21 protein-coding genes, 2 tRNA genes and 1 pseudogene are annotated in these 22,982 nt (G+C 71.7%); 11 read left to right on the forward strand and 13 right to left on the reverse strand.

Going from position 1 to position 22,982, the window contains the following annotated elements:
• Positions 1-10: 10 nt before the first annotated feature.
• The 5 genes from C593_RS0104215 (at position 11) to pknB (ending at position 7,230) form a co-directional block, all read left to right on the forward strand.
• On the forward strand, positions 11-529 hold the full coding sequence (locus C593_RS0104215; protein WP_018846066.1) for an FHA domain-containing protein FhaB/FipA: 519 nt from the start codon (positions 11-13) through the stop codon (positions 527-529).
• 135 nt (positions 530-664) lie between these two features.
• Complete coding sequence (locus C593_RS0104220; RefSeq protein ID WP_018846067.1) at positions 665-2,155, forward strand: Stp1/IreP family PP2C-type Ser/Thr phosphatase; 1,491 nt, start codon at positions 665-667, stop codon at positions 2,153-2,155.
• Positions 2,156-2,180: 25 nt separating this feature from the next.
• Positions 2,181-3,605 carry an FtsW/RodA/SpoVE family cell cycle protein gene (locus tag C593_RS0104225; RefSeq protein WP_018846068.1) on the forward strand — a complete coding sequence of 475 codons (1,425 nt, stop codon included), beginning with the start codon at positions 2,181-2,183 and terminating at the stop codon, positions 3,603-3,605.
• The gene (locus C593_RS0104230; RefSeq protein ID WP_018846069.1) at positions 3,602-5,059 is read left to right on the forward strand and encodes a penicillin-binding transpeptidase domain-containing protein; all 1,458 of its coding nucleotides are present in this window, start codon (positions 3,602-3,604) and stop codon (positions 5,057-5,059) included. Before C593_RS0104225 ends, C593_RS0104230 begins: the two co-directional genes overlap by 4 nt.
• A gap of 167 nt (positions 5,060-5,226) precedes the next feature.
• Positions 5,227-7,230 carry a Stk1 family PASTA domain-containing Ser/Thr kinase gene (gene pknB / locus C593_RS0104235; RefSeq protein WP_018846070.1) on the forward strand — a complete coding sequence of 668 codons (2,004 nt, stop codon included), beginning with the start codon at positions 5,227-5,229 and terminating at the stop codon, positions 7,228-7,230.
• 105 nt (positions 7,231-7,335) lie between these two features.
• On the opposite strand, the gene C593_RS0104240 is transcribed toward pknB, so the two are convergent.
• The 5 genes from C593_RS0104240 to C593_RS0104260 form a co-directional block, all read right to left on the reverse strand.
• Positions 7,336-8,016: a class E sortase gene (locus C593_RS0104240; RefSeq protein ID WP_026277333.1), complete on the reverse strand. Its 681-nt coding sequence runs from the start codon at positions 8,014-8,016 to the stop codon at positions 7,336-7,338.
• 67 nt (positions 8,017-8,083) lie between these two features.
• A complete protein-coding gene (locus tag C593_RS0104245) occupies positions 8,084-9,529 on the reverse strand; it encodes a class E sortase (protein ID WP_018846072.1) in 1,446 nt (481 codons plus the stop codon).
• Positions 9,526-10,164 (reverse strand): aminodeoxychorismate/anthranilate synthase component II, encoded by a 639-nt coding sequence (locus tag C593_RS0104250; protein ID WP_018846073.1) that lies wholly within the window; start codon positions 10,162-10,164, stop codon positions 9,526-9,528. The genes C593_RS0104245 and C593_RS0104250 overlap by 4 nt, the downstream gene beginning before the upstream one ends.
• Positions 10,161-10,334 (reverse strand): hypothetical protein, encoded by a 174-nt coding sequence (locus tag C593_RS33235; RefSeq protein WP_018846074.1) that lies wholly within the window; start codon positions 10,332-10,334, stop codon positions 10,161-10,163. Before C593_RS33235 ends, C593_RS0104250 begins: the two co-directional genes overlap by 4 nt.
• Before the next feature lie 176 nt (positions 10,335-10,510).
• Positions 10,511-11,281 (reverse strand): DUF881 domain-containing protein, encoded by a 771-nt coding sequence (locus C593_RS0104260; protein ID WP_018846075.1) that lies wholly within the window; start codon positions 11,279-11,281, stop codon positions 10,511-10,513.
• 138 nt (positions 11,282-11,419) lie between these two features.
• Here C593_RS0104260 and crgA point away from each other — a divergent pair, with 138 nt between their 5' ends.
• Positions 11,420-11,677, forward strand: a complete 258-nt coding sequence (gene crgA / locus C593_RS0104265) for a cell division protein CrgA (RefSeq protein WP_018846076.1) — start codon at positions 11,420-11,422, stop codon at positions 11,675-11,677.
• A 279-nt stretch (positions 11,678-11,956) separates the two neighbouring features.
• On the opposite strand, the gene C593_RS0104270 is transcribed toward crgA, so the two are convergent.
• Both C593_RS0104270 and C593_RS0104275 read right to left on the reverse strand, forming a co-directional pair.
• A complete protein-coding gene (locus C593_RS0104270; RefSeq protein ID WP_018846077.1) occupies positions 11,957-12,859 on the reverse strand; it encodes a rhomboid family intramembrane serine protease in 903 nt (300 codons plus the stop codon).
• 95 nt (positions 12,860-12,954) lie between these two features.
• Complete coding sequence (locus C593_RS0104275; protein WP_018846078.1) at positions 12,955-13,515, reverse strand: peptidylprolyl isomerase; 561 nt, start codon at positions 13,513-13,515, stop codon at positions 12,955-12,957.
• Between the two features lie 327 nt (positions 13,516-13,842).
• Between C593_RS0104275 and C593_RS0104280 the strand changes: the two genes are divergently transcribed.
• On the forward strand, positions 13,843-14,514 hold the full coding sequence (locus C593_RS0104280) for a DUF5324 family protein (protein ID WP_018846079.1): 672 nt from the start codon (positions 13,843-13,845) through the stop codon (positions 14,512-14,514).
• Positions 14,515-15,000: 486 nt separating this feature from the next.
• On the opposite strand, the pseudogene C593_RS33575 reads toward C593_RS0104280, so the two are convergent.
• Positions 15,001-15,405: pseudogene (locus C593_RS33575) on the reverse strand (DUF6344 domain-containing protein); the annotation flags it as partial.
• A 232-nt stretch (positions 15,406-15,637) separates the two neighbouring features.
• A tRNA-Ala gene (locus C593_RS0104290) sits at positions 15,638-15,710 on the reverse strand.
• 191 nt (positions 15,711-15,901) lie between these two features.
• Between C593_RS0104290 and C593_RS0104295 the strand changes: the two genes are divergently transcribed.
• The 4 genes from C593_RS0104295 to C593_RS0104310 all read left to right on the forward strand — a co-directional run bounded on the left by C593_RS0104295 (position 15,902) and on the right by C593_RS0104310 (position 20,061).
• A complete protein-coding gene (locus C593_RS0104295; RefSeq protein ID WP_026277334.1) occupies positions 15,902-16,450 on the forward strand; it encodes a helix-turn-helix domain-containing protein in 549 nt (182 codons plus the stop codon).
• A gap of 49 nt (positions 16,451-16,499) precedes the next feature.
• Positions 16,500-17,825, forward strand: a complete 1,326-nt coding sequence (locus tag C593_RS0104300) for a serine/threonine-protein kinase (protein WP_018846082.1) — start codon at positions 16,500-16,502, stop codon at positions 17,823-17,825.
• Between the two features lie 254 nt (positions 17,826-18,079).
• Complete coding sequence (locus C593_RS32295) at positions 18,080-18,940, forward strand: helix-turn-helix transcriptional regulator (RefSeq protein ID WP_018846083.1); 861 nt, start codon at positions 18,080-18,082, stop codon at positions 18,938-18,940.
• A 50-nt stretch (positions 18,941-18,990) separates the two neighbouring features.
• A complete protein-coding gene (locus C593_RS0104310) occupies positions 18,991-20,061 on the forward strand; it encodes a methyltransferase (RefSeq protein ID WP_486591070.1) in 1,071 nt (356 codons plus the stop codon).
• A gap of 70 nt (positions 20,062-20,131) precedes the next feature.
• On the opposite strand, the gene C593_RS0104315 is transcribed toward C593_RS0104310, so the two are convergent.
• The 4 genes from C593_RS0104315 to C593_RS0104330 all read right to left on the reverse strand — a co-directional run bounded on the left by C593_RS0104315 (position 20,132) and on the right by C593_RS0104330 (position 22,922).
• Entirely contained in the window at positions 20,132-21,604 is a 1,473-nt protein-coding gene (locus C593_RS0104315) for a hypothetical protein (RefSeq protein ID WP_018846085.1), read from the reverse strand.
• Between the two features lie 260 nt (positions 21,605-21,864).
• Complete coding sequence (locus tag C593_RS31275) at positions 21,865-21,999, reverse strand: DLW-39 family protein (RefSeq protein WP_003958712.1); 135 nt, start codon at positions 21,997-21,999, stop codon at positions 21,865-21,867.
• A gap of 175 nt (positions 22,000-22,174) precedes the next feature.
• Positions 22,175-22,251 (reverse strand) — tRNA-Ile (locus tag C593_RS0104325).
• A gap of 104 nt (positions 22,252-22,355) precedes the next feature.
• Complete coding sequence (locus tag C593_RS0104330; RefSeq protein WP_018846086.1) at positions 22,356-22,922, reverse strand: DUF3566 domain-containing protein; 567 nt, start codon at positions 22,920-22,922, stop codon at positions 22,356-22,358.
• Between the last annotated feature and the right edge of the window lie 60 nt (positions 22,923-22,982).

Genomic DNA, 22,982 nt, shown 5'->3' on the forward strand with positions numbered 1-22,982 from the left:
AGCGGGGGCAATGTCAGAGCTGACCCTGACGGTCATGCGGCTGGGTTTCCTGGCTGTTCTGTGGCTGTTCGTCATCGTGGCCGTCCAGGTCATCCGCAGCGACCTGTTCGGAACGCGCGTCACACAGCGCGGGGCGTCGCGGCGCGGGGCGGACACGCGTCCGCAGCAGGCGCGCCAGGCCGCCGCGCCGCCGCAGCAGCGCCAGCAGCAGGGGGGCGGGCGCCAGCGCCGTGGCGCGCCGACCAAGCTGGTCGTGTCCGAGGGCACACTCAGCGGCACCACGGTCGCGCTCCAGGGGCAGACCATCACCCTGGGCCGGGCCCACGATTCGACGATCGTGCTCGACGACGACTACGCGTCCAGCCGGCATGCCAGGATCTACCCCGATCGGGACGGCCAGTGGATCGTCGAGGATCTCGGGTCCACCAACGGCACCTATCTCGACCGGACCCGGCTCACCACCCCGACCCCGATTCCGCTGGGCGCGCCGATCCGCATCGGCAAGACCGTCATCGAGCTGCGGAAGTAGTACGACAATGAGCGAGCGGAGCGAGCGAGCCGCAACGGTCGTCACCGGCGACCGCCACGGGCTCCCGACCGGAGGGTGGGCAGTGTGGCTCGAGACCGGCTGTACCCCGAGTCGGCGTCAACAGGGCAGGTGCGCATGAGTCTTTCCCTGCGTTTCGCCGCCGGATCGCACAAGGGCATGATCCGCGAGGGGAACGAGGACTCCGGTTACGCCGGTCCCCGGCTGCTGGCGATCGCCGACGGCATGGGCGGACAGGCGGCCGGCGAGGTCGCGTCCTCCGAGGTCATCTCGACCCTCGTCACGCTCGACGACGACGTTCCGGGCTCGGACATCCTCACCTCGCTCGGCACCGCGGTGCAGCGGGCCAACGAGCAGCTGCGGATGATGGTCGAGGAGGACCCCCAGCTCGAAGGGATGGGGACCACCCTCACCGCCCTGCTGTGGACCGGTCAGCGCCTCGGCCTGGTGCACGTCGGCGACTCCCGCGCGTACCTGCTGCGGGACGGGGTGCTGACGCAGATCACACAGGACCACACCTGGGTGCAGCGCCTCGTCGACGAGGGGCGCATCACCGAGGAGGAGGCGACCACCCACCCCCAGCGCTCGCTGCTGATGCGGGCCCTGGGCAGCGGCGACCACGTCGAGCCCGACCTCTCCATCCGCGAGGTCCGGGCCGGTGACCGCTATCTGATCTGCTCCGACGGTCTCTCCGGCGTGGTGTCCCACCAGACGATGGAGGACACCCTCGCCAGCTACCAGGGCCCCCAGGAGACCGTTCAGGACCTGATCCAGCTCGCGCTGCGCGGGGGCGGTCCCGACAACATCACCTGCATCGTCGCCGACGTCCTGGACACGGACTCGGGCGACACCCTGGCGGGCCGGCTCAGCGACACCCCGGTCGTCGTCGGCGCGGTCGCCGAGAACCAGCACCAGCTCAACGACGGCGGCGCCATGCAGACCCCGGCCGGGCGGGCGGCCGGCCTCGGCCGCGGCGCGTCCTCCTCCGGCGGCGGGAAGTTCGGCCCACCCGGATCGGGCGCCGGATACGGCGGCATGCCCCCCGAGGACTCCTTCGACGCCTACACCGACGACGACTTCGCCAAGCAGCGTGGCGGCCGCAAGTGGCTGAAGCGCTCGTTCCTTCTCGTCCTCGCGCTCGCGGTGGTCGGCGGCGGACTCTACGGCGGGTACCGCTGGACGCAGACCCAGTACTACGTGGGCTCCAACGAAGAGCACATCGCCCTGTACCGCGGTATCAGCCAGGACCTCGCCTGGGTCTCGCTCTCGGAGGTGGAGAAGGACCACCCCGAGATCGAACTCAAGTACCTACCGCCCTACCAGCGCAAGCAGGTCGAGGCGACGATCACCGAGGACAGCCTCCCCAGGGCCCGGGCGAAGATCGAGGAGCTCTCCCGCCAGGCGACGGCCTGCAAGAAGGACGAGGAGCGCCGCGAGGCGGCGGACCGCGCCAGCGCCAAGCCGCCCGCCGGGGACACGGCGGAGGACACCGCCGGGACGCCCACGACCCAGGACGACACGACCAAGCCGAACGCAGCCTCTCCCTCTCCGGGTCCCACCCTCTCGGAGGAGGAGCAGAAGCTGGCCTCCAACTGCGGCAAGCAGTAGCGGGCCGTAGGGGGCCTTCTCCACCATGAGCGTTGTCACCAACACGACCACGATCGGCGCGATCGACGCACCGAGCCGGCGGAACACCGAGCTGATGCTGCTCGCCTTCGCCGTCGCGATCCCGGTGTTCGCGTACATCAACGTGGGCCTCGCGCTCGACGGCACACTGCCGGCGGGCGTCATCGGCTACGGCCTCGGCCTCGGCCTGATGGCGGCGGTGGCCCACATCGTGGTGCGCCGGTTCGCCAAGTACGCCGACCCGCTGCTGCTGCCCCTGGCGACCCTGCTGAACGGGCTCGGCCTGGTGCTGATCTGGCGGCTGGACCAGTCCCCGCGCCTGCTGGCCCGGGGCGAGGCGGTCCAGGCGACCAACCAGCTCATGTACTCGGCGCTCGGGATCGCGCTCTTCGTGGGGGTGCTGCTGGTCCTGAAGGACCACCGCGTCCTCCAGCGGTTCACCTACATCTCGATGGCCGTCGCCATCGTCCTGCTGCTGCTCCCGCTGGTGCCCGGCCTCGGCGCGAACGTCTTCGGCGCCAAGATCTGGATCCGCGTCGGCGGCTTCTCCATCCAGCCCGGTGAGTTCGCGAAGATCGTGATCGCGGTCTTCTTCTCCGGCTATCTGATGGTGAAGCGGGACGCCCTGGCCCTGGCCAGCCGGCGCTTCATGGGCCTCTACCTGCCGCGCGGCCGCGACCTCGGGCCGATCCTGACGATCTGGGCGATGAGCCTGCTCATCCTCGTCTTCGAGAACGACCTCGGCACCTCACTGCTGTTCTTCGGCATGTTCGTGATCATGCTGTACGTCGCCACCGAGCGGACGAGCTGGATCGTGATCGGTCTGCTGATGTCCGCGGGCGGCGCCGTCGTGGTGGCCTCCTTCGCCAGCCATGTGCAGTCCCGCGTGGCCGCCTGGCTCGACCCCTTCGGCTGCCGGGAGACCGCCGAGGCGGGCACCAACATGCTGAACGCCTGCGACCAGATGACGCAGGTGCTGATGTCCTTCGGCGCCGGCGGCACCCTCGGCACCGGCCTCGGGCAGGGCAACTCGGACCTCATCGGCTTCGCCACCAACTCCGACTTCATCTTCGCCACCGTCGGCGAGGAGCTCGGGCTGGCCGGTGTGATGGCCTTCCTGCTGCTCTACGGTCTGATCATCGAACGGGGTGTGCGCACCGCGCTGGCCGCCCGTGACCCCTTCGGCAAGCTCTTCGCGATCGGCCTGTCCGGCGCCTTCGCGCTCCAGGTGTTCGTCGTCGCCGGCGGTGTGATGGGGCTCATCCCGCTGACCGGTATGACGATGCCGTTCCTCGCGGCAGGTGGCTCGTCCGTCATCGCCAACTGGGCCCTGATCGGGATCCTGATCCGGATCAGCGACACCGCGCGCCGCCCCGCGCCCGCGCCTGCCCCGTCCCCCGACGCCGAGATGACCCAGGTGGTCCGACCGTGAACAAGCCCCTGCGCCGAGTCGCGATCTTCTGCGGGATCCTCGTCCTGGCCCTTCTGATCCGGGACAACTGGCTCCAGTACGTCCGCGCGGACGAGCTGAACTCCCACAAGCTCAACAAGCGCGTGGAGATCGAGCGCTACGCCCACGAGCGCGGCAACATCATCGTCGACGGCAAGGCCATCACCGGCTCCGAGGAGACCGACGACGAGTACTACAAGTTCAAGCGGACCTACACCGACGGGCCCCTGTGGGCCCCGGTGACCGGATACGCCTCCCAGGTCTTCGGCGCCAACCAGATCGAGAAGCTCGAGGACGGCATCCTCAGCGGCAACTCGGACCAGCTCTTCTTCGACCGCACGATGGCGATGTTCACCGGCGACAAGAAGAAGGGCGGCAACGTCGTCACCACGCTCAAGGGCGCGGCTCAGAAGGCCGCGTTCAAGGGCCTCGGCGACAAGAAGGGCGCCGTCGCGGCGATCGACCCGCGCACCGGCAAGATCCTCGCCCTCGCGTCCACGCCCTCGTACGACCCCTCCGCCTTCGCGGGCCGGCTGAAGGCTGACGAGAAGGCGTGGGTCGCGAACAACAAGGACAGCGACAAGCCGATGCTCAACCGGGCGCTGCGCGAGACCTACCCGCCCGGCTCCACGTTCAAGGTGCTCACCGCCGCCGCCGCGCTGGAGAACGGCAAGGTGACCGACATCGACGCGGCCACCGACACCCCCGAGCCCTACATCCTCCCCGGCACCCGCACCCCGATGGTCAACCACGCCCAGGGCTGCGAGAACGCCTCCCTGAACAAGGCGATGGAGGTGTCCTGCAACTCCGTCTTCGCCAAGCTGGGTGACGACGTGACGCGGGACAAGATGGTCGAGATGGCGGAGAAGTTCGGCTTCAACAACGCGGAGATCGACACCCCGGTCCGCGCCGCCGCCTCCGTCTACGACAAGAACATGAGCCGGGACGGCAACGCGCAGTCCTCCATCGGCCAGTTCAACACCGCGGCCACCCCGCTCCAGATGGCCATGGTCACCGCGGCGATCGCCAACGACGGCAAGCTCATGAAGCCGTACATGATCGACAAGCTGGAGTCCCCCGACCTGGAGGTCATCCAGCAGAACGAGCCGGAGGAGATGAGCCGGCCGGTCTCCGGGGAGAACGCCCAGCTGCTCCAGCGGATGATGGAGAACGTCGTCGAGCGCGGCACCGGCAGCAACGCCGCGATCCCCGGCGTGAAGGTCGGCGGCAAGACCGGTACCGCCCAGCACGGCGAGAACAACAGCAAGAACCCGTACGCCTGGTTCATCTCCTACGCCAAGGACGACAACGGCTCCCCGGTCGCCGTCGCCGTGGTCGTGGAGGACAGCAATGCCCGCCGTGACGACATCTCCGGCGGCGGTCTCGCGGCCCCCATCGCGAAGGCCGTGATGAAGGCCGTACTGGACGAGAAGTGACGAGGATCACTCCCGACCCGCATACCTGCACATTGCGATACCGGTCGGGTATCAGCTGACGGCCTCGGGCGGATCACGTGGTAGGTGGCCGGTAGCGTATGCGCGAACAGCACACCGCCGGACCACACACGGGTGCGGTCGGGACTGACGGAGAGGGCTGGAAGGTTATGGAAGAGCCGCGTCGCCTCGGCGGCCGGTACGAACTGGGCTCGGTGCTCGGCCGCGGTGGAATGGCCGAGGTCTACCTCGCCCACGACACCCGGCTCGGCCGCACCGTCGCCGTGAAGACGCTGCGGGCCGACCTCGCCCGCGACCCGTCCTTCCAGGCCCGGTTCCGCCGGGAGGCCCAGTCCGCCGCCTCGCTCAACCACCCGGCGATCGTCGCGGTCTACGACACCGGCGAGGACTACGTCGACGGGGTCTCGATCCCCTACATCGTCATGGAGTACGTCGACGGGTCGACCCTCCGTGAGCTGCTGCACTCGGGGCGCAAGCTGCTGCCCGAGCGCACGCTGGAGATGACGATCGGCATCCTCCAGGCCCTGGAGTACTCCCACCGCAACGGCATCGTCCACCGTGACATCAAGCCGGCGAACGTCATGCTGACACGCACCGGCCAGGTCAAGGTCATGGACTTCGGCATCGCGCGCGCCATGGGCGACTCCGGGATGACGATGACCCAGACCGCGGCCGTCATCGGCACCGCCCAGTACCTCTCCCCGGAGCAGGCCAAGGGCGAGCAGGTGGACGCCCGTTCCGACCTGTACTCGACCGGCTGCCTCCTCTACGAACTCCTCACGGTACGGCCGCCGTTCGTCGGCGACTCCCCCGTGGCCGTGGCCTACCAGCATGTGCGCGAGGAGCCCCAGCCGCCCAGCGTCTTCGACCCCGAGATCACGCCCGAGATGGACGCGATCGTGCTGAAGGCCCTGGTCAAGGACCCGGACTACCGCTACCAGTCCGCCGACGAGATGCGCGCCGACATCGAGGCGTGCCTCGACGGCCAGCCCGTCGCCGCGACCGCCGCCATGGGCGCGGTCGGCTACGGCTACCCGCCGGAGGACCAGCCCACGGCCGCGCTCCGCCAGGCGGACCCGGCCGGGCAGACCTCCATGCTGCCGCCGGTCAACCCGGACGACGGCGGTTACGGCGGCTACGACGACCGCCCGGACCGCCGGCGCCAGAAGAAGTCCAGCACCTCGACGATCCTGCTCGTGGTCGCCGGCGTCCTGGTGCTGATCGGCGCGGTGCTGATCGGCAAGTCGCTCTTCGGCGGGGACGGCGGTGGCGAACAGGTCCCGGTGCCCCAGCTGGTGGGCAAGACCCTGGAGGAGGCCCGCAGCTCCGCGGTCAACGCCAAGGTCGAGATCGAGGAGAACGGCACGGCCCGCTGCGACCAGCCGAAGGGCAGCATCTGCAGCCAGTCGCCGCAGCCGCCCGGGAAGATGGCGGAGGGCGGTCTCGTCACGGTCGTCGTCTCCGAGGGCGCCCCGAAGGTCAAGGTCCCGGACGTGGTCGACCAGGACCGCGACCGCGCCACCGAGATCCTGGAGAAGGACAAGTTCAAGGTCGACGTCGAGGAGGTCGAGTCCTCCGAGGCCGAGCCCGGCACGGTCCTGAAGCAGAACCCGGGGGCCGGCAGCGAGGCCGAGACCGGCGCGACCGTCACGCTGACCGTCGCCAAGGAGGCCAAGGAGAACCTGCCGAACGTGGTGGGCCGCTCCTTCGACCAGGCGCAGAACCAGCTCCAGGCGCTGGGCTTCGAGGTCGTCCGCTCGGACGTCGACTCCGACCAGCCGAAGGACCAGGTCACCGCCCAGGACCCGGCGGCGGGCCAGGTCACCAAGGGCTCGAAGGTGACCCTCCAGGTCTCCAAGGGGCCGCAGCAGACCCAGGTCGCGGTGCCCGCCGAGATCGTGGGCAAGCGGCTCGGTGAGGCCAAGCAGATCCTCGCGCAGGCCGGCTTCGCCCAGGTCTCCGTCGCCCCGGGCTCCCCGCAGGGGGACAACGCGATCGTGATCGCCTCCAACCCGGGCCCGGGCGCCCAGGTCGACCCGGCGACGACCCCGATCGTCCTCCAGACCTTCGGGGGCGGGGGCGACAACGGCGGGAACGGCAACGGCGGCAACGGCGGCGGCGGTGGCTTCATCGGCGGCAACGACGGGGACTGACCCCGGCCCGGCAGCACGGAGCCCCCGGCACCCCCCTCTGGGGATGCCGGGGGCTCCGTCGTGTACCGGGGGCGCCCCGCCGTGCGGCCCGGGGCCCCGGGCCGGCTAGCGCAGTTCCGCCGGCGGGGTGCGCTCGGCGTCGACCTTCTCGGTGCGCTCCAGCTCGCCCCAGACGATGTAACGGAAGTCCGAGGTGAAGATCGGGGTGCAGGTGGTGAGCGTGATGTAGCGGCCCGGCTTCTTCTTCCCGGACTCCTCGGGCACCGGCTGCAGCACGTCCACGTTGTACTTCGACGTCTTCGGCAGGGTCTCGTAGACCTTGTATACGTACCAGGTGTCCCGGGTCTCGAAGACGATCGGGTCGCCGTCCTTGATCTTGTGGATGTTGTGGAACTTGGCGCCGTGGCCGTCCCGGTGCGCGGCGAGGGTGAAGTTGCCCTTGTCGTCCCAGGGCAGGGCCGACTTGACCGGCTCGGTGTAGTAACCCGCGATGCCGCGGTTGAGGGCCTTGCTGTCGGTGCCCTTCTTGACCAGCACCTCGTCGTCGCCCATGGCCGGGACGTGGAGGAAGCCGATGCCGTCCTTGGTGTTCAGGTCGCCCGGGCCCCGGTCGGCCGCCCAGCCGTCGCGCATCCGGTCGCCCTGGGCGGACGCCTCGCGGTCGGCGAGCACATTGGTCCACCACAGCGAGTAGACGACGAAGAGCCCGAGCACCACACCCGCGGTGATCAGCAACTCCCCGAAGATGCTTATCGCACCGGCGATCCGGCCTCGTGCACGTCCCACTGCACCTGTTCCCTGTCGTGAGGTATCTCGGCCTCGAAGTCTCTCGGCCCGTCCGGACGGCACGGCCTCAGCCGACGAGCGCGTCCGGTTTGCCCTGGCTGCGCGGCCGTTCGTCGACCATCTTGCCCCACACGATCATCCGGAAGGTACTGGTGAATTCGGGTGTGCAGGTGGTGAGCGTGATGTACCTGCCGGGCTCGGTGAAGCCGGACCCCTTCGGGATCGGGTCGATCACCGCCACGTTCGACGGCGAGGTCTGCGGCAGGATGCTGGCCATCTCGTAGGTGTAGTACGTGTCCCGCGTCTCGACGACGATCGGGTCGCCGGGCTTGAGGCGGTTGATGTAGCGGAACGGTTCGCCGTGGGTGTTGCGGTGGCCGGCGACCGCGAAGTTGCCCTGCTCGTCCTCGGGCATGGCGGTCTTGAGCTTGCCGTCCGCGTAGTGGCCGACCAGCCCCCGGTCCAGCACCTTGTTCTTGTCGATGCCCTCGGCGATGGGCGCCACGACGTCCAGCTTGGGGATGTACATGATGGCGAAGCCCTGGCCGGGCTCGAAGGCGCCGGGGGTGCGGGACTTGCCGTCCTCCTTTGCCCAGTCGTCCTGGATCTGGTTGGTCGCCCGGTTGGCCTGCTGCCCGGCGAGGACGTTGGTCCACCAGAGCTGGTAGGTGACGAACAACAGCATCAGCACACCCATGGTGATGAAGAGTTCGCCGATCAGCCGGCTGGCGATCACCGCAGGGCTGTCCTTGGCGGCCTTGGCCGCGCGTCTGGCCTCCATCCGCGACATCGGCTTCGCCGGTGCCTTCCCGGCCCCGGCCGCCGGTGAGACGGCGGACGACGGGGCTCCGGCGGGCGCGGAGCGCCGGTGGCCCCGGCCGCCCCTGGCCGCGCGCCGGCGCTCCGCCCGGCCGGGACCCGGGGGGGTCTCGGCGGCCCGGCGGGTCTCGGAGGTGCGCAGGGCCACGGTCTCGTCGTCCGTCACCGGATCCGGCGCGGCGGGGCCCCGGGGTCCGGGAGGGGCGGCGGCCGGATCGTCCACGACGGGGAGGACGGCGGTGCCCTCCGCGTAGGAGGTGTCGTACGCCGCGTCCGGAGCGGGGGCACCGTAGGCGTCGGCCGCCGGGTGCCCGCCGCCGGCCCCGGGACGCGGTTCGTCTGCGGCCCCAGGCCCGGGGCCGTAGGGGGCGCGGGAGCCGGGGCCCGTGCCGTAAGGGGCGCGGCGCGGCGGGGCGGAGCCGGGCACGCGCGGGGCCGCCGCCCCGGGCTCCGTGGCGTACCAGTCCTGCCGGTAGCCCTCGCGGTCGTACCAGTCGTGCGGTTCGTCGGTCGCCCGCCGGGCGTACGGACCCGGCCGCGTGGCCCCGGCGGGGGGTTCGGCGGTGTCGGGGGCAGGGGACCAGGGCGGTCCGCCGGCACCCGGCGGCAGCGGATCGGTCAGGGGGTCGTAGCCGCCCTGACCGCCGTATCCGTCGGGCCCGTCGTGGCCGTGCCCGGGACGCCCGGCGCTCACGCCAGCGCCTTGCCCACCACTGGCGCGAGCCCGGCCGAACGACCCACCGCACCGTTGTCCCCGCACTGCTCCAGCCAGTTGGCGAGCATCAGGTGCCCGTGCTCGGTGAGCACCGACTCCGGGTGGAACTGCACGCCCTCGACGGGCAGATCACGGTGCCGGAGCCCCATGATGATGCCGTCGGCGGTACGGGCGGTGACCTCCAACTCCGCGGGAAGATCGCCCGGTTCGGCCGCCAGCGAGTGGTACCGCGTGGCCGTGAAGGGCGACGGCAGCCCGGCGAAGACGCCCTTGCCCTCGTGGGTGACGAGGGAGGTCTTGCCGTGGAGCAGTTCGGGGGCCCGGTCGACCACGCCGCCGTAGGCGACCGCCATGGACTGCATGCCGAGGCAGACGCCGAAGACGGGCACGCCGGTCGCGGCGCAGTGGCGCACCATCTCGATGCAGACACCGGCCTGCTCGGGGGCCCCGGGGCCGGGGGAGAGCAGCACGCCGTCGAAGCCGTCCTGCGCGTGGGCCGTCGACACCTCGTCGTTCCGCACCACCTCGCACTCGGCGCCGAGCTGGTACAGGTACTGGACGAGGTTGAAGACGAAGCTGTCGTAGTTGTCGACGACCAGGATGCGCGCGCTCACCGGGCCGCCCCCGCTCCGTCGACCGTCACGTCGTTGAAGGGGAGCAGCGGCTCCGCCCACGGGAAGACGTACTGGAACAGCACGAAGACGGCCGCCAGGACCAGCACGAGCGAGATCGTCGCCCGCACCCACGCGTTGCCCGGCAGATGCCGCCAGATCCAGCCGTACATGCCGTCCCTTTCCGTTCGGTACGGGACCAGACTAAAGGTCGGCGGGGACGCGTGGGCCTGCTGTGGAAAGCCCGCGACTTGCCGTCCGTCACAGCGCGCCCGTCGCCGTCCGTCACCGCGCGCCCGTCGCCGTCCGTCACCGCGGGTCCGCGACGACCCGGGCGGGCGGCGGCCGCTCACTCCTCGACGGGCTCCGCGTGGTGCAGGTCCACCGTGCCCGAGTAGCCGGGCAGGGTCACGTCGTCGGCGTCCTCGACCCGCCAGCCGAGTCCGTACGCCTTCACGTAGAGCTGGTAGTTCTGGATGGCGGGCGACTCGGCGAGGGCCTTCCGCAGCCGGTCCTGGTCACCCACGGCGGTGATGCGGTACGGCGGCGAGTAGACGCGGCCCTGGAGGATCAGGGTGTTGCCGACGCAGCGCACGGCGCTGGTGGAGATCAGGCGCTGGTCCATCACGCGGATGCCCTCGGCCCCGCCCTGCCAGAGGGCGTTCACCACGGCCTGCAGGTCCTGCTGGTGGATGACGAGGTCGTTGGCCTGCGGCTCCGGGTACCCGGGGGCGGCGCGGGCGTCCGGCGGGGCGTCGTCGAGGGTGACGCTCAGGGCGTCCCCGGTCAGCGCCCGGGTCCCCGCGGCCGTCTCCAGCTTCCTGAGCTCGGCGTCCTGCGCCTCGGTGGAACCGTCGTCGCGGCGGGCGAGGGCTTCCACGTCCTGGCGGAGGGCGGACGTCGACTCCTCCAGGTCCTTGTTGTCCGTGCTGCGCTGGGTGATGAGGTCGCCCAGCTTGAGCATGGACGCGTCGGTGCGCAGGTCCGTACCCTTGGCGGTGTTGAAACTGGTCACGAAGATGACTCCCGCCAGGGCGAAGACGGCAGCCGTGAGCAGCCGGACCGGTCGCCGGTCGAAACGGCGGACCGGGCCTCGGGGGGAGTCGGCGGAATTGCTCAACGTACCCTTATCTCCTTAGGCACCGCGGAAGCACTACGCTAACGGACGCCCGGGGGAGGTCGTGGGCCCCCTCGCACCCCCCGGCGCCAGCCACAGTTACCTGCGCGGTCACGCAGCGCATCGACAGGAGAGTCCCTCGTGCCGAAGTCACGTATCCGCAAGAAGGCCGACTTCACGCCGCCTCCGGCCTCGAAGCAGGCCGCGAACATCAAGCTGACCAGCCGTAGCTGGGTGGCCCCGGTGATGCTGGCGCTCTTCCTGATCGGCCTCGTCTGGATCGTCCTGTTCTATGTGACCGAGGGTGAGCTGCCGGTCCAGAGCTTCGGCAACTGGAACATCGTGGCCGGCTTCGGCTTCATCGCGGCGGGCTTCGGCGTCTCGACGCAGTGGAAGTAGCGCCTGCGCGCCCCTCCCGTCAAGCCCTGCCCCAAGGTTGTCCACACGGTTATCCACAACCCGGGGAAAAGGTCTGACGATCTGTGGATAACTCTCGGATCGTTGACGCCGATCTGACTACTTCACTCTTGGCGGTGAAGTTTCGTGCCCCTCACACCGACCGAGAAACCCCAGGTCAGTGCCGAGGGGCACGCGCGTTCCCCACAAGGTGCACACGATCCGGCACACGCTGTGGACAACTTTGGGGAAAGCTGGCGTCCGGGCCCGCACCCCGCACCCTCAGGTGAGCGCGAGGGTGCGCAGGACCACCACCAGCAGCGAGACCGCCAGCACCAGCCCGCAGGTCCCGAACTGCACCAGGCTCCGGCGGCTCCCCTGCGGCGCGTGGACCATCCCGTAGGCGATGAGCGCTCCGGCGACGAGACCGCCGATGTGCGCCTGCCAGGCGATGCCCGGCGCGAGGAAGGTGATCGCCAGGTTGATCGCGAGGAGCACGACGATCGGCCGCAGGTCGTAGCGCATCCGTCGCATCAGGACGATCGTCGCCCCGAAGAGGCCATAGACCGCGCCCGAGGCGCCGAGGGACCCTTGGTTGGGAGCGGCGAGGAGATAGGTCAGGGCGCTGCCCGCGAGGCCGGAGACCAGGTACAGCGCCAGATAGCGCGACCGCCCCAGCGCCTGCTCGAGCTGCCCGCCGAGCCACCACAGCAGCAGCATGTTGAAGAAGACGTGCCAGATCTCCTGGTGCAGGAAGACCGAGGTCAGCAGCCGGTAGTACTCGCCCTGCGACGCGACCCCGACGAAGTCCCCGACCGAGCGGTCGTAGGCCCCGCCGATCAGCGTCAGGCGCCCCACGAACTCGTCGCCGAGGGAGACCGCGAGCAGGAACACCACCGCGTTGATCCCGATGAGGATCTTGGTCACCAGCCGGGGGTCGGCGGCGACCGTCCCGCCCGCGATCGTCCGCGGCCGGCTCGCGTCCGGCTTGTGGCCGGTGCCGGAGCCCGTGCGCACGCACTCGGGGCACTGGAAGCCGACCGAGGCGCTGATCATGCACTCGGTGCAGATGGGCCGCTCGCAGCGGGTGCAGCTGATGCCCGTCTCGCGGTCCGGGTGGCGGTAGCAGCCGGGCAGGCCGTGCGTGGCCCCCGGCTCCTGCGGACTGCCTGGCGCCTGGTCCATGGGTCCCTCGTCCTCCCGGCTCGCGACGTCGCCCTGTCCATCCTGTCGCCCTGTCCATCCATACGGACGGGCAGGGCCGAAAGGTTCCCGGCGGGCTACGCCTCGCGCTTGTCCACGGCCACCTGCGTGCCCCGCTTCTCCACGACGACCGACTCGATGACGACGTCCTGGAGCGGCCGGTCGGTGCGCGGGTTGGTCTTGGTGCCCGCGATCGCGTCCACGACCTTGCGGCCGGCGTCGCTCGCGACCTCGCCGAAGATGGTGTGCTTCCGCGTCAGCCAGGCCGTCGGGGAGACCGTGATGAAGAACTGCGAGCCGTTGGTGCCCGGGCCCGCGTTGGCCATCGCCAGGAGGTAGGGCCGGTCGAAGGCCAGCTCCGGGTGGAACTCGTCGGCGAACTCGTAGCCGGGGCCGCCCGTGCCGTTGCCCAGGGGGTCACCGCCCTGGATCATGAAACCGCCGATCACCCGGTGGAAGACGGTGCCGTCGTACAGCCTGTCCTGCGACTTCTTGCCGGTGGCGGGGTTGACCCACTCGCGCTCACCGGTCGCCAGCTCGACGAAGTTCTTCACGGTCTTCGGCGCATGGTTCGGCAGGAGCCGGATGTCGATGTCGCCGTGGTTGGTCTTGAGGGTGGCGTAAAGCTGCTCGGCCACGGTGTGCCTTCCGTAAGTCTTCCTGTGACGTCGCCCGATCCTCGCACGGACGGACGGGCCTCCCGGTGGCGGACGGGGGAAGGCATGCGGAAGCGGCCGGTGGCGCAGTCGGCACCGGCGCGTCGCCGCCCGGAGGCGGTCACTCTGGCATCGCGTCCACGGACGCGGATGTGCCGCGTCAGACGACGCGGATGTGACCCGGATGCGCGTCCCGCATGCCGAAGAGGCTCACGAGAGGCATGATTTGCAACCGGGTGGAAAGGCGGAACTGTGCCCCCAACTGGGGACAACCCAGGCCCTCAGAACGCCACCGAGGAGGAGGATCCCGTGACCCGCATCGACAGCGTGCGCGCCGCGACCGGTACGGCGAAGGACAGCGTGCTGCACGCCGCGGACGTGGTGGCGCCCTACGCCGGCACAGCCAAGGACCAGGCCGCTCTCTATGCACGCGAAGCGCGTGTGAAGCTCGCGCCCACGGTCTCGAAGGCAGCCGCTCAGGCCCGCGCACACTACGACGTACGCGTGGCGCCGCATGTGCCGCCCAAGGTCGACCACGCCGCTCACAAGGCCGCGAAGCGTGCCCGCAGGGCCGCGAAGCAGGCGGCCGACTACACCGTTCCCCGGGTCGAGCACGCGGTGGCGGTCGCCCAGCCCGTCGGTGCCGAGGCCGCGGCGCGGTCGTCCGCCGCGCTGGCCGCGCTGCGCGGACAGGTGACGGCCAAGGAGATCCAGAAGCTGGTGCGCAAGCACGAGCGGCGTTCCAAGGCAGCCGGTGTGGCCAAGGGGCTCGCCATCGCCGGAGTCCTGGCCGCCAGTGCCTTCGCGGCGTGGAAGTGGTGGGACAAGCAGGCCAACCCCGACTGGCTGGTGGAGCCTCCCGCGGCCACCGAGGTCGCCGACCGGGGCCGGCTGTCGTCGGTCGACGGCAGCGCCACGGCCGATCTGGACCCCGAGGTCCGGGCCAAGCAGGACGAAGCGGAGGGCGACGAGGGCCGCTGAACCGGCTGAGCCGGGGGGGGCGCCGACAGGCGGTCCGGGCGGTCGCTCCGGCCGGGGCGGTCGGTCCGTTCGCCGGCACAGGCACCTCTGACGCGGGCGCCGGGAGAAGGAGACGCTCCCGGCGCCTCATGCTGCCACGACATACGCGTCACGGGCAGGCAGGTCCGCGACGTAGGCATCACGGGCGGACGAGGCGGCCGCGCTGCGGGCGGCGGCGTCGCGGGCGGAGCTGTCGGCCGCACGGCGCACGGAGGGACGGCCGCCGGCGACGGCGGACAGGGCACGCACGGGCGCGGCGGTCCCGGAGTTCAAGGCGGCCGGCGAGCCGGTCGTGGAGCCGGTCGTGGAGCGGGCGGCGGGCACGGACGAGGCCGTCGCGTGGCGTTCGGGGGTACGGCGGCCGGTGCGGACGACGCCCTCGGGGGCCGTGGCGGCGGGACGTGCGAGGCGGGCGGCGGCCCGGGCGGTGGAGGTGGCACGGCGGGCGGGCTTCGGCGCGGCCGCGTCATGCACCGGAGCGGTTTCGGCGGCCCGGGCGGCGGTGCCGGGGGAACCGGCGTCACCGATGCCGGCGGGCTCGGTCTCCGCGGTGGGCAGGTGCCGGGTGGCGGGTGAGGCGCCGTGCGCCTCGGCGCTGATGCGCTGCTTCATCGTCGGCGGCAGGGAGCGGTCCCGCGCCGCTCGCAGCAGCGGGGTCCACGTTCGCCTGCTCTGCGCCGGGACGGCCGCCGTGCGGACCGCCTCGGTGCGGGGCGCCGCGGGCTCGTCGGGCGTCGCGACGGCCGGCTGGGCCGTGGCGGCGGAGGCGGTGGTGAGCCCCACCGAGGCAAGCAGAGCGAAGAACGCTGTGACGAACGCGGTCCACAGATTCCTGACCTTGAAGGCGGTCATGACCCCTCACTTTCGGGTTGAGCGCTTTACATACCTTTCTCATGATGTGTACGCATCTCGAGGAGTGGGGGACCGACGCCCCTGCCGCGCAGTTCTTCCGATGAACACCACCCGTCCGGCCCACCCGCCCGACGCCCTGGACGGATGCGCACGGGATGCGGGCCCCGTGAGGACGGGGTAGACGACGGGACCCCCGGTCCGCGAGGTCGCGGACCGGGGGTCCCGGTGGAAGTGGAGCCTAGGGGAGTCGAACCCCTGACATCTGCCATGCAAAGACAGCGCTCTACCAACTGAGCTAAGGCCCCGGAAGGGTTGTGCACAACGGTGGCCGACCGTGTGGTGACCATCGTCGCGCACCAGAGTACCGGGTCGCCACCATGATCCTGCAAAAGCCCGGGGACTCCCTCTCGGGCCTCCCCGTGAGCGACCGCTCTCCGTAGGATGCACCACAGCTTCGCAGCAGCGAAGCCACCAGGGGAAGCGATGGGGAGACGCTATGGACGCAGCACAGCAGGAGACGACCGCGAGAGCCAGGGAGCTCCAGCGGAGCTGGTACGGGGAGCCGTTGGGGGCGCTCTTCCGCCGGCTCATCGACGACCTCGGCCTCAACCAGGCCCGTCTCGCGGGTGTGCTCGGCCTCTCCGCCCCGATGCTCTCCCAGTTGATGAGCGGCCAGCGCGCCAAGATCGGCAACCCGGCGGTGGTCCAACGCGTCCAGGCACTGCAGGAGTTGGCCTCCCTGGTGGCGGACGGCAGTGTGAGCGCGGTCGAGGCGACGGCTCGCATGGAGGAGATCAAGAAGTCCCAGGGCGGCTCCGTCCTCACCGCCACGAGCCAGTCCACCGGCACGTCCGGCGCCCCGACGGTGCGCCGGGTGGTGCGGGAGATCCAGTCGCTGCTGCGCTCGGTCGCGGCGGCGGGCGACATCATCGACGCGGCGGACTCCCTCGCCCCGACCCACCCCGAGCTGGCAGAGTTCCTCCGGGTGTACGGCGCGGGCCGGACCGCCGACGCGGTCGCCCACTACGAGTCGCACCAGAGCTGAGCGAGGCGGCTGACGCCTCCACGAGGGAAGCAGGAGCCGGCACACCACCATGGGTGAGGTCTTCGCTGGTCGGTACGAGCTGATCGACCCGATCGGGCGCGGCGGAGTCGGCGCCGTCTGGCGTGCCTGGGACCACCGGCGCCGCCGCTATGTGGCCGCCAAGGTCCTCCAGCAGAGCGATGCGCACACCCTGCTCCGCTTCGTCCGCGAGCAGGCGCTGCGCATCGACCACCCGCACGTCCTGGCCCCGGCGAGCTGGGCGGCGGACGACGACAAGGTCCTGTTCACCATGGACCTGGTCGCCGGCGGCTCGCTGGCCCACGTCATCGGCGACTACGGACCGCTCCCGCCCCGTTTCGTGTGCACCCTGCTCGACCAGCTCCTGTCGGGGCTCGCCGCCGTGCACGCGGAGGGCGTGGTGCACCGGGACATCAAGCCGGCCAACCTCCTCATGGAGGCCACCGGCACGGGACGGCCGCATCTGCGGGTCTCCGACTTCGGCATCTCGATGCGCAAGGGGGAGCCCCGGCTGACGGAGACGGACTACGTCGTCGGCACCCCCGGCTACTTCGCGCCCGAGCAGATGATGGGCGCCGAACCGGACTTCCCCGCCGACCTGTTCGCGGCCGGGCTGGTCGGGCTCTATCTGCTGGAGGGCAGGAAGCCGGACTCCCGGGCGCTGATCGAGCACTTCGCCCGGCACGGCACCCCCGGCGCCCCGCAGGGTGTGCCGGAGCCGCTGTGGCAGGTCCTGGCGGGGCTGCTCCAGCCCGATCCCGGCGCCCGGTTCCGTACGGCGACGGGGGCGCGCAAGGCGCTCGGCGCGGCCGTGGAGCTGCTGGCCGAGGGGGGCCCGGACGAGGAACCGGTGGAGATCTTCGACCAACTCGGCCCGCTGCCGGCCGGGTTCGGGCCGTCCGGGCCGGTGGCCTCGCCGGGTGCCGCCTCCGGTGCCGCCCCGGCGGGGTCGGCTGAGGCGGCACCGGCCGCCGCCGCTCCGGTGCCCTCGTCGTCCGGGACCGGCAGCTTCCATCCGGCTCCGCCCCCGGCACCCGCGCCCCGCCCGAACCCGGGTCCGCCGACCGCCAACGGCCCGGGCCCGGGCGGTCCGGCCGCGCACGTGCCGGAGCCCGCCCAGCCGCCCGTGGGGCATGGGCCCGGCCCGGCTCAGCCGTTCCCCGCGCCGGCGGCGCCGCCGGGGTACGACCCCTCCGCCACCCGCCCGTACACCGCCGGCGCCCCGCGGCCGGACGTGCCCGGGCCCGGCGCCGCGACCGTGAAGCGGCCGGGGCCGCCCCCGAAGGTCGCGGTCCCGGTGCTGGTCGTGGCACTGCTCTGCCTCGCGGTGGGTGTCTGGGCCCTGACCCAGGTATAGGCCGCTCCTTTCCGATCACCGTGAGGACCGGCTGAAGCCGGGCGGCGAGGTGGATGGGCCGGCCCGCCGGCCAGGGCTCCCGGGGGCGGGCCGGTGCGTCCACGGCTTACGGGTGCGGTGCGTGGGCGGTACCCACGCCGGCCCGTGCGCCGGTCCGTGCGTCGGCCCGTGCGCCGGTCCGTGCGTCGGTCCGTGCGTCGGTCCGCGGAACATTTCTCCAATACGGGGCGGCCCGGGTCCGTCAGGGTGGAGGCATGCACAGTGACGAAGTGAACGCCGAGGGCGAGGCCGTGGCCGTGGACCATGGTCCCGACGGCGACCGGGGAGCCGGCGGGGGCTGGGAAGTGGCGCGGCCCGGCGGCGCCCCTGCTGTCGTCGGTGTCCGGATGGCCGGATTCCGGGATCGCGTCGACCGGGCACTGGACCTGCGGGTGCTGCCCCAGCCTGCCGTGGTCGTCGTCATCGGTCTGGGGAACGAACCGTTCACGGTCGAAGGCGAGACCGGGCAGCGCCCCCCGACAGGCCCGAGCCTTCGTCCGAGCCTGGTCGCGTCGTTGTCGCCCGGTCCCGCACGGATTCGCGGCCGGGACGTCGAGTGCGTCGAGTTATGCCTGTCGCCCGGCGCCGCATACGCACTGCTGGGTGTGGCGCCGCACGAACTGGAGGGGGCGGTCGTCGGCCTGGGGGACCTGTGGGGACGGCAGGAACGGCAGCTCCGGGAACGGGTGGCCGCCGCCACCGCCTGGCAGGAACGTTTCACGCTGGTCGGCGAGTTCCTCGCCCGCCGGGCGGCCCGGGGGGCGTCGATGACACCTGAGGTCGCCGGTGTGTGGGACACGATCGTGGCGCGCGGGGGCCGGGTACGGGTCGACGACCTCGCCGCGTCCTGCGGGTGGAGCCGCAAGCGGCTGTGGTCCCGGTTCCACGCGCAGACCGGCCTCACACCCAAGCGCGCCGCCATGCTTGTGCGCTTCGACCGGGCCGCCCGGGCCCTGCGCGCGGGCGGCAACGCCGCGGACGTCGCCCTGGCGCACGGATACGCCGACCAGTCCCACCTCCACCGCGACGTCCTCGCCTTCGCCGGGTGCACGCCCGCCGCCCTGGCCGGCCTCTGACCCGCCCCGGACATCACAGCCGGTCATCCCGACGAGAAAGGAAGTCATCCGTGAGCACCCTGGACACCACTGCCGGCCAAGAGGCCGAGGCCGACCGAGGTCTGATCGTCCGGCTCGCCTTCGGCAGCATGGCCTCGCAGACCTTGCGCGCCGCACTGCGGCTCGGAGTCTTCGACCTGATCGGCGGCGAGGGGCGGCGGGCCGTCGAGGTGGCCGCCGACGCCGGAGCCGAGCACCAGCCCATGACGAGGCTGCTGCGCGCCCTCGCCGGTCTGGGCCTGATGGAGGAGCACGAACCCGACGCGTTCTCCGTGACCGCGGCCGGCGCCCTTCTCGATTCCGGCCGGCCCGACTCGCTCGTCTCGTTCGTCCGGATGTTCACCGACCCGGCGATCGTGCGGGCCTGGGACGGCCTGGACACCAGCGTCCGTACCGGCGAGACCGCGTTCGACGCCGCCTTCGGCACCGACTTCTTCAGCCATCTCGGCCGGCACCCCGAGCTGTCCGCCGACTTCAACGCGGCGATGAGCCAGGCATCCGAGGAGACGGCCGCCGTACTGCCGCACGCCTACGACTTCGGCCGCTTCACCTCGGTCACCGATGTCGGCGGCGGCGACGGAAGCGTCCTCGCCCGCGTACTCGCCGCGCACCCGGCGCTCACCGGTGTCCTCCACGACACCGAGGAAGGTCTGGCCCAGGCGCCGAAGACTCTGGACCGGCACGGGGTGACGGGCCGCTGTTCCCTGGCCGCGGGCGACTTCTTCCGTTCCGTACCCGGCGGTTCGGACCTGTACCTCGTCAAGAGCGTCCTGCACGACTGGCCGGACGATCAAGCGGTCACGATCCTCCGCCACTGCCGCGAGGGGCTGCCGCCCGACGGCCGCGTCCTGGTCGTGGAGCCGGTGCTTCCCGAGGTCGTCGGCACCGGCGCCGCTGCGCACGCCGCGGACGGCGGGATCACCTACCTCAGCGACCTCAACATGCTGGTGAACATAGGCGGGAGGGAACGTACTCGCAAGGACTTCGACGAGCTGTGCCACCGCGCGGGACTGTCCGTCGTGTCGGTGACTCCCCTGCTGGAGGCGGCCCCCTTCTCCCTGATCGAGGCCGCGGCCTGCTGACCACGAGCGCGCGCCGAGGGCCGGTGGGGCCGGCCGGCCCCTTCCGGACACACCCCTTCCGGACACGTCGCTAGGACCCCGGCGGCCCGTACGCCCCCTGACCGTGGCCCGGGCCGGCCCCCTGGCCCTCGTGGGGTGCGCCGCCGTGCGTCGGCGGGTAGCCGTAGCCGGACGCGGGAGGGCCGTAGGCCGGGTACCCTCCCGGGCCCGGGGGCGCGGCCTGGGCGGGCACGGTTCCGGTGCCCGCGGGCTTGGCGGCCCGGCGGCGGGCGAGCAGGGTCCAGGCTCCCAGCGCGAGGAGGAGGACCGTGCCCGTGCCCAGGCCCGCGGCGGCGACCAGGGCCATGGTGTCCCCGCGTTCCTCGTCGGCCACCGTCCGGCCGGTGTCGGCGGCCTCCCGGTCGTCGCCGGTGACCTGGAAGGGGCCGGCGTCCCCCGCGTACGGGGGCCCGCCCTTCGCCTCGCCCCGCACGTTCACGCGCAGGGTGAGGGGCAGCGGGCCGTCGCCGAAGGAGTCGGCGATCTCCGGGCTGAGTGTGACCGAGAGGTAGTACCAGCCGGCGAACCGGACCGCGGCGTCCTTGCTGCTGGAGGCGTAGCGGTTCTCGTAGGCGACCGGCGGCAGGGGGTCGAGGTCCAGGCCCTTCTGCTTGCCGTCGTAGTAGACGCTCGACTTCTCGTCCACCAGACCGCGGGCCGGGTTGTGCAGGGCGACGGCCAGCGCGTTGCCGACACTGCCGAGACGGTCGTCGGAGACCGTGCTGCTGCCGAGGTCGGCGCTGACGAAGAGCTGCTGCCCCCAGTCGACCGGCACCCGGTAGAAGTGCGTCCGGCCGGGGCGGATCGTGTCCTTCCACTCGCCCTGGGCCAGGCCCGTCGCGTCGTGGAAGCCGCTGCCGCCCGCACGCTCGACCGCGGCGCCGGCAGGGGCGGCGGGTGAGGCGGACGGCCAGCCCTCGGGCGCTACGGCGGGGCCCTTGCTGGTCAGCCCGGGCTCGGTGAGGAAACGGATCTCCACGTCCCACCGGTCGGGCGAGGAGTCGCTCTCGCTGCTGCGCTCCAGCAGTACGTAGTAGGGACCGGCCTCCTTGCAGCCGCTGCTGCCGCTGCGGTCGACGCGGCGGGAGGCGTAGTCCGCGACCGGGCGGGCGTACTCGGCGGAGCCGAAGCGGGCCCGACCGTCGCTGCACGAGGAGCCAGAGCGGTTCTCGATCGACACCTCCAGCTCGTCGCCGTAGGAGACCTTGGTGCCGGGCTTCGGGACGGCCACGGCGGAGACGTACGCGTTGGTCTCGGCGTCCAGGTCGACGCGGTAGTAGCGCTTCTCACCCGGCCCGATGCCGTCCTTGTACGTCGAACCGGCGGTGAGGGAGGGCCCGTCGGTGTTCACGGGCGTGCCCGTGACGGGCTTCGCTCCGCTGTCGAAGGAGTACGGGCTCGGCTCGTCCGCCGCCCGGGCCGCTCCGGGCAGCGCCGTTACCGCGCACACCGCCGCGATCCCGGCGAGCGCCGCCCGGCCCGCCCTGCCGCGCTGCCTCTTCACGCGCTTCTCCTCGTGTCCGTCCAAGCCCTCATGCGCCGTCGCCGCGTGCGCGGTCGCGCGGCGTCCGCCGTCGCTGCGCCCACGGGCCGCGCGAGGACGGTCCGGGCGCCGGACCATCCTGCCCCGCGGCCGGGTGCGCTGTCTGCGCGCGGGGGTGAATCATCCGCCGTGCCCCGCTTCGCCTCGCCTCGACGGCCCCGAACGGCACGGAGCCCCGGCCGCGTTGACGCGGCCGGGGCTCCGGTTCCGGAATCTGGGTCTCACACACCCGAACCTGCGGGCACGGAGTCGGTCGCCTCCGTCCACAGATCCTGCTCGGCGCGATCCGCCTGGATCTGGCGGTACACGAGGAGCCCGCCGATGGCGGCCAGTGCGACCAGGAGGAGCTTCTTCACCGCGCGACCTCGTCTTTCCTTGACGTATGAGGACTTCTGGCGCCCGACTATACACACCGGCCGATACCGTTCGGTGACCTGCGTGGGCCCCCGCAGACCCCTGCCCGGCACCCGACCCGGCCCGCCCCGCGCACGCCGAAGGCCCCCGACCGGAACCGGTCGGGGGCCTTCGAACTGGTGGGGCTAACAGGATTTGAACCTGTGGCCTCATCCTTATCAGGGATGCGCTCTAACCAACTGAGCTATAGCCCCGCCGCGCTGCGCGCTGACCTCTGAAGATTAGCGCACGCGGGGTGCAGCGCCAAAATCGGTTACCGGGGACCCGGTGGAAGCCGCTTCCGGCGCCGCCCCGGCCGCTACTCGTCCTCGGCGAGGGTGAGCTCCACGCCGCCGACGAAGCCGGCGGAGAGGTTGTAGATGAAGGCGCCGAGGGTGGCCAGCGCGGTCGCCAGGACCACGTCGATCACCGCGATCACCGAGGTGAAGATGAGCACCCGCGGCAGCGAGAGGAAGGACTGGAGGTCGAAGCCGTTGCTCTCGTTCGAGCCGGTCGCCTCGCTGATCGTGCCGCCGACGGTCGAGAAGACGCCCATGGCGTCCATGACCATCCACAGCACCGCGGCCGCCACCACGGTGCAGATGCCCAGGGCGATGGAGAGCAGGAAGCTGACCTTCATCACCGACCACGGGTCGGCCTTGGCCACCCGCAGCCGCGCCTTGCGGGTGCGCGGTGTGGTGCGGGCCCCGGTACGCGGCTTGCGCGTCGCGGCGCCGGGCCCGGCCGGGCGGCCGGGCTGCTGCTGTCCGCCCTGCGTCCCGTCGGGGGACGGGTACGCCTGGGGTGGGTGGTACGGCCGGCGTGCGTTCTGCGCGCCGTCGTACGCGTCGTAGGAGGGCTGCTGCTGCCCTCTGGTGTCCGTCACTGTTGTGGCCCCCTGGGAGTCCGCGGCAGGGCCACGGGCACCGTTCGCTCCGGAAGCGGC

Source organism: Streptomyces sp. CNT372 (genome assembly GCF_000377145.1).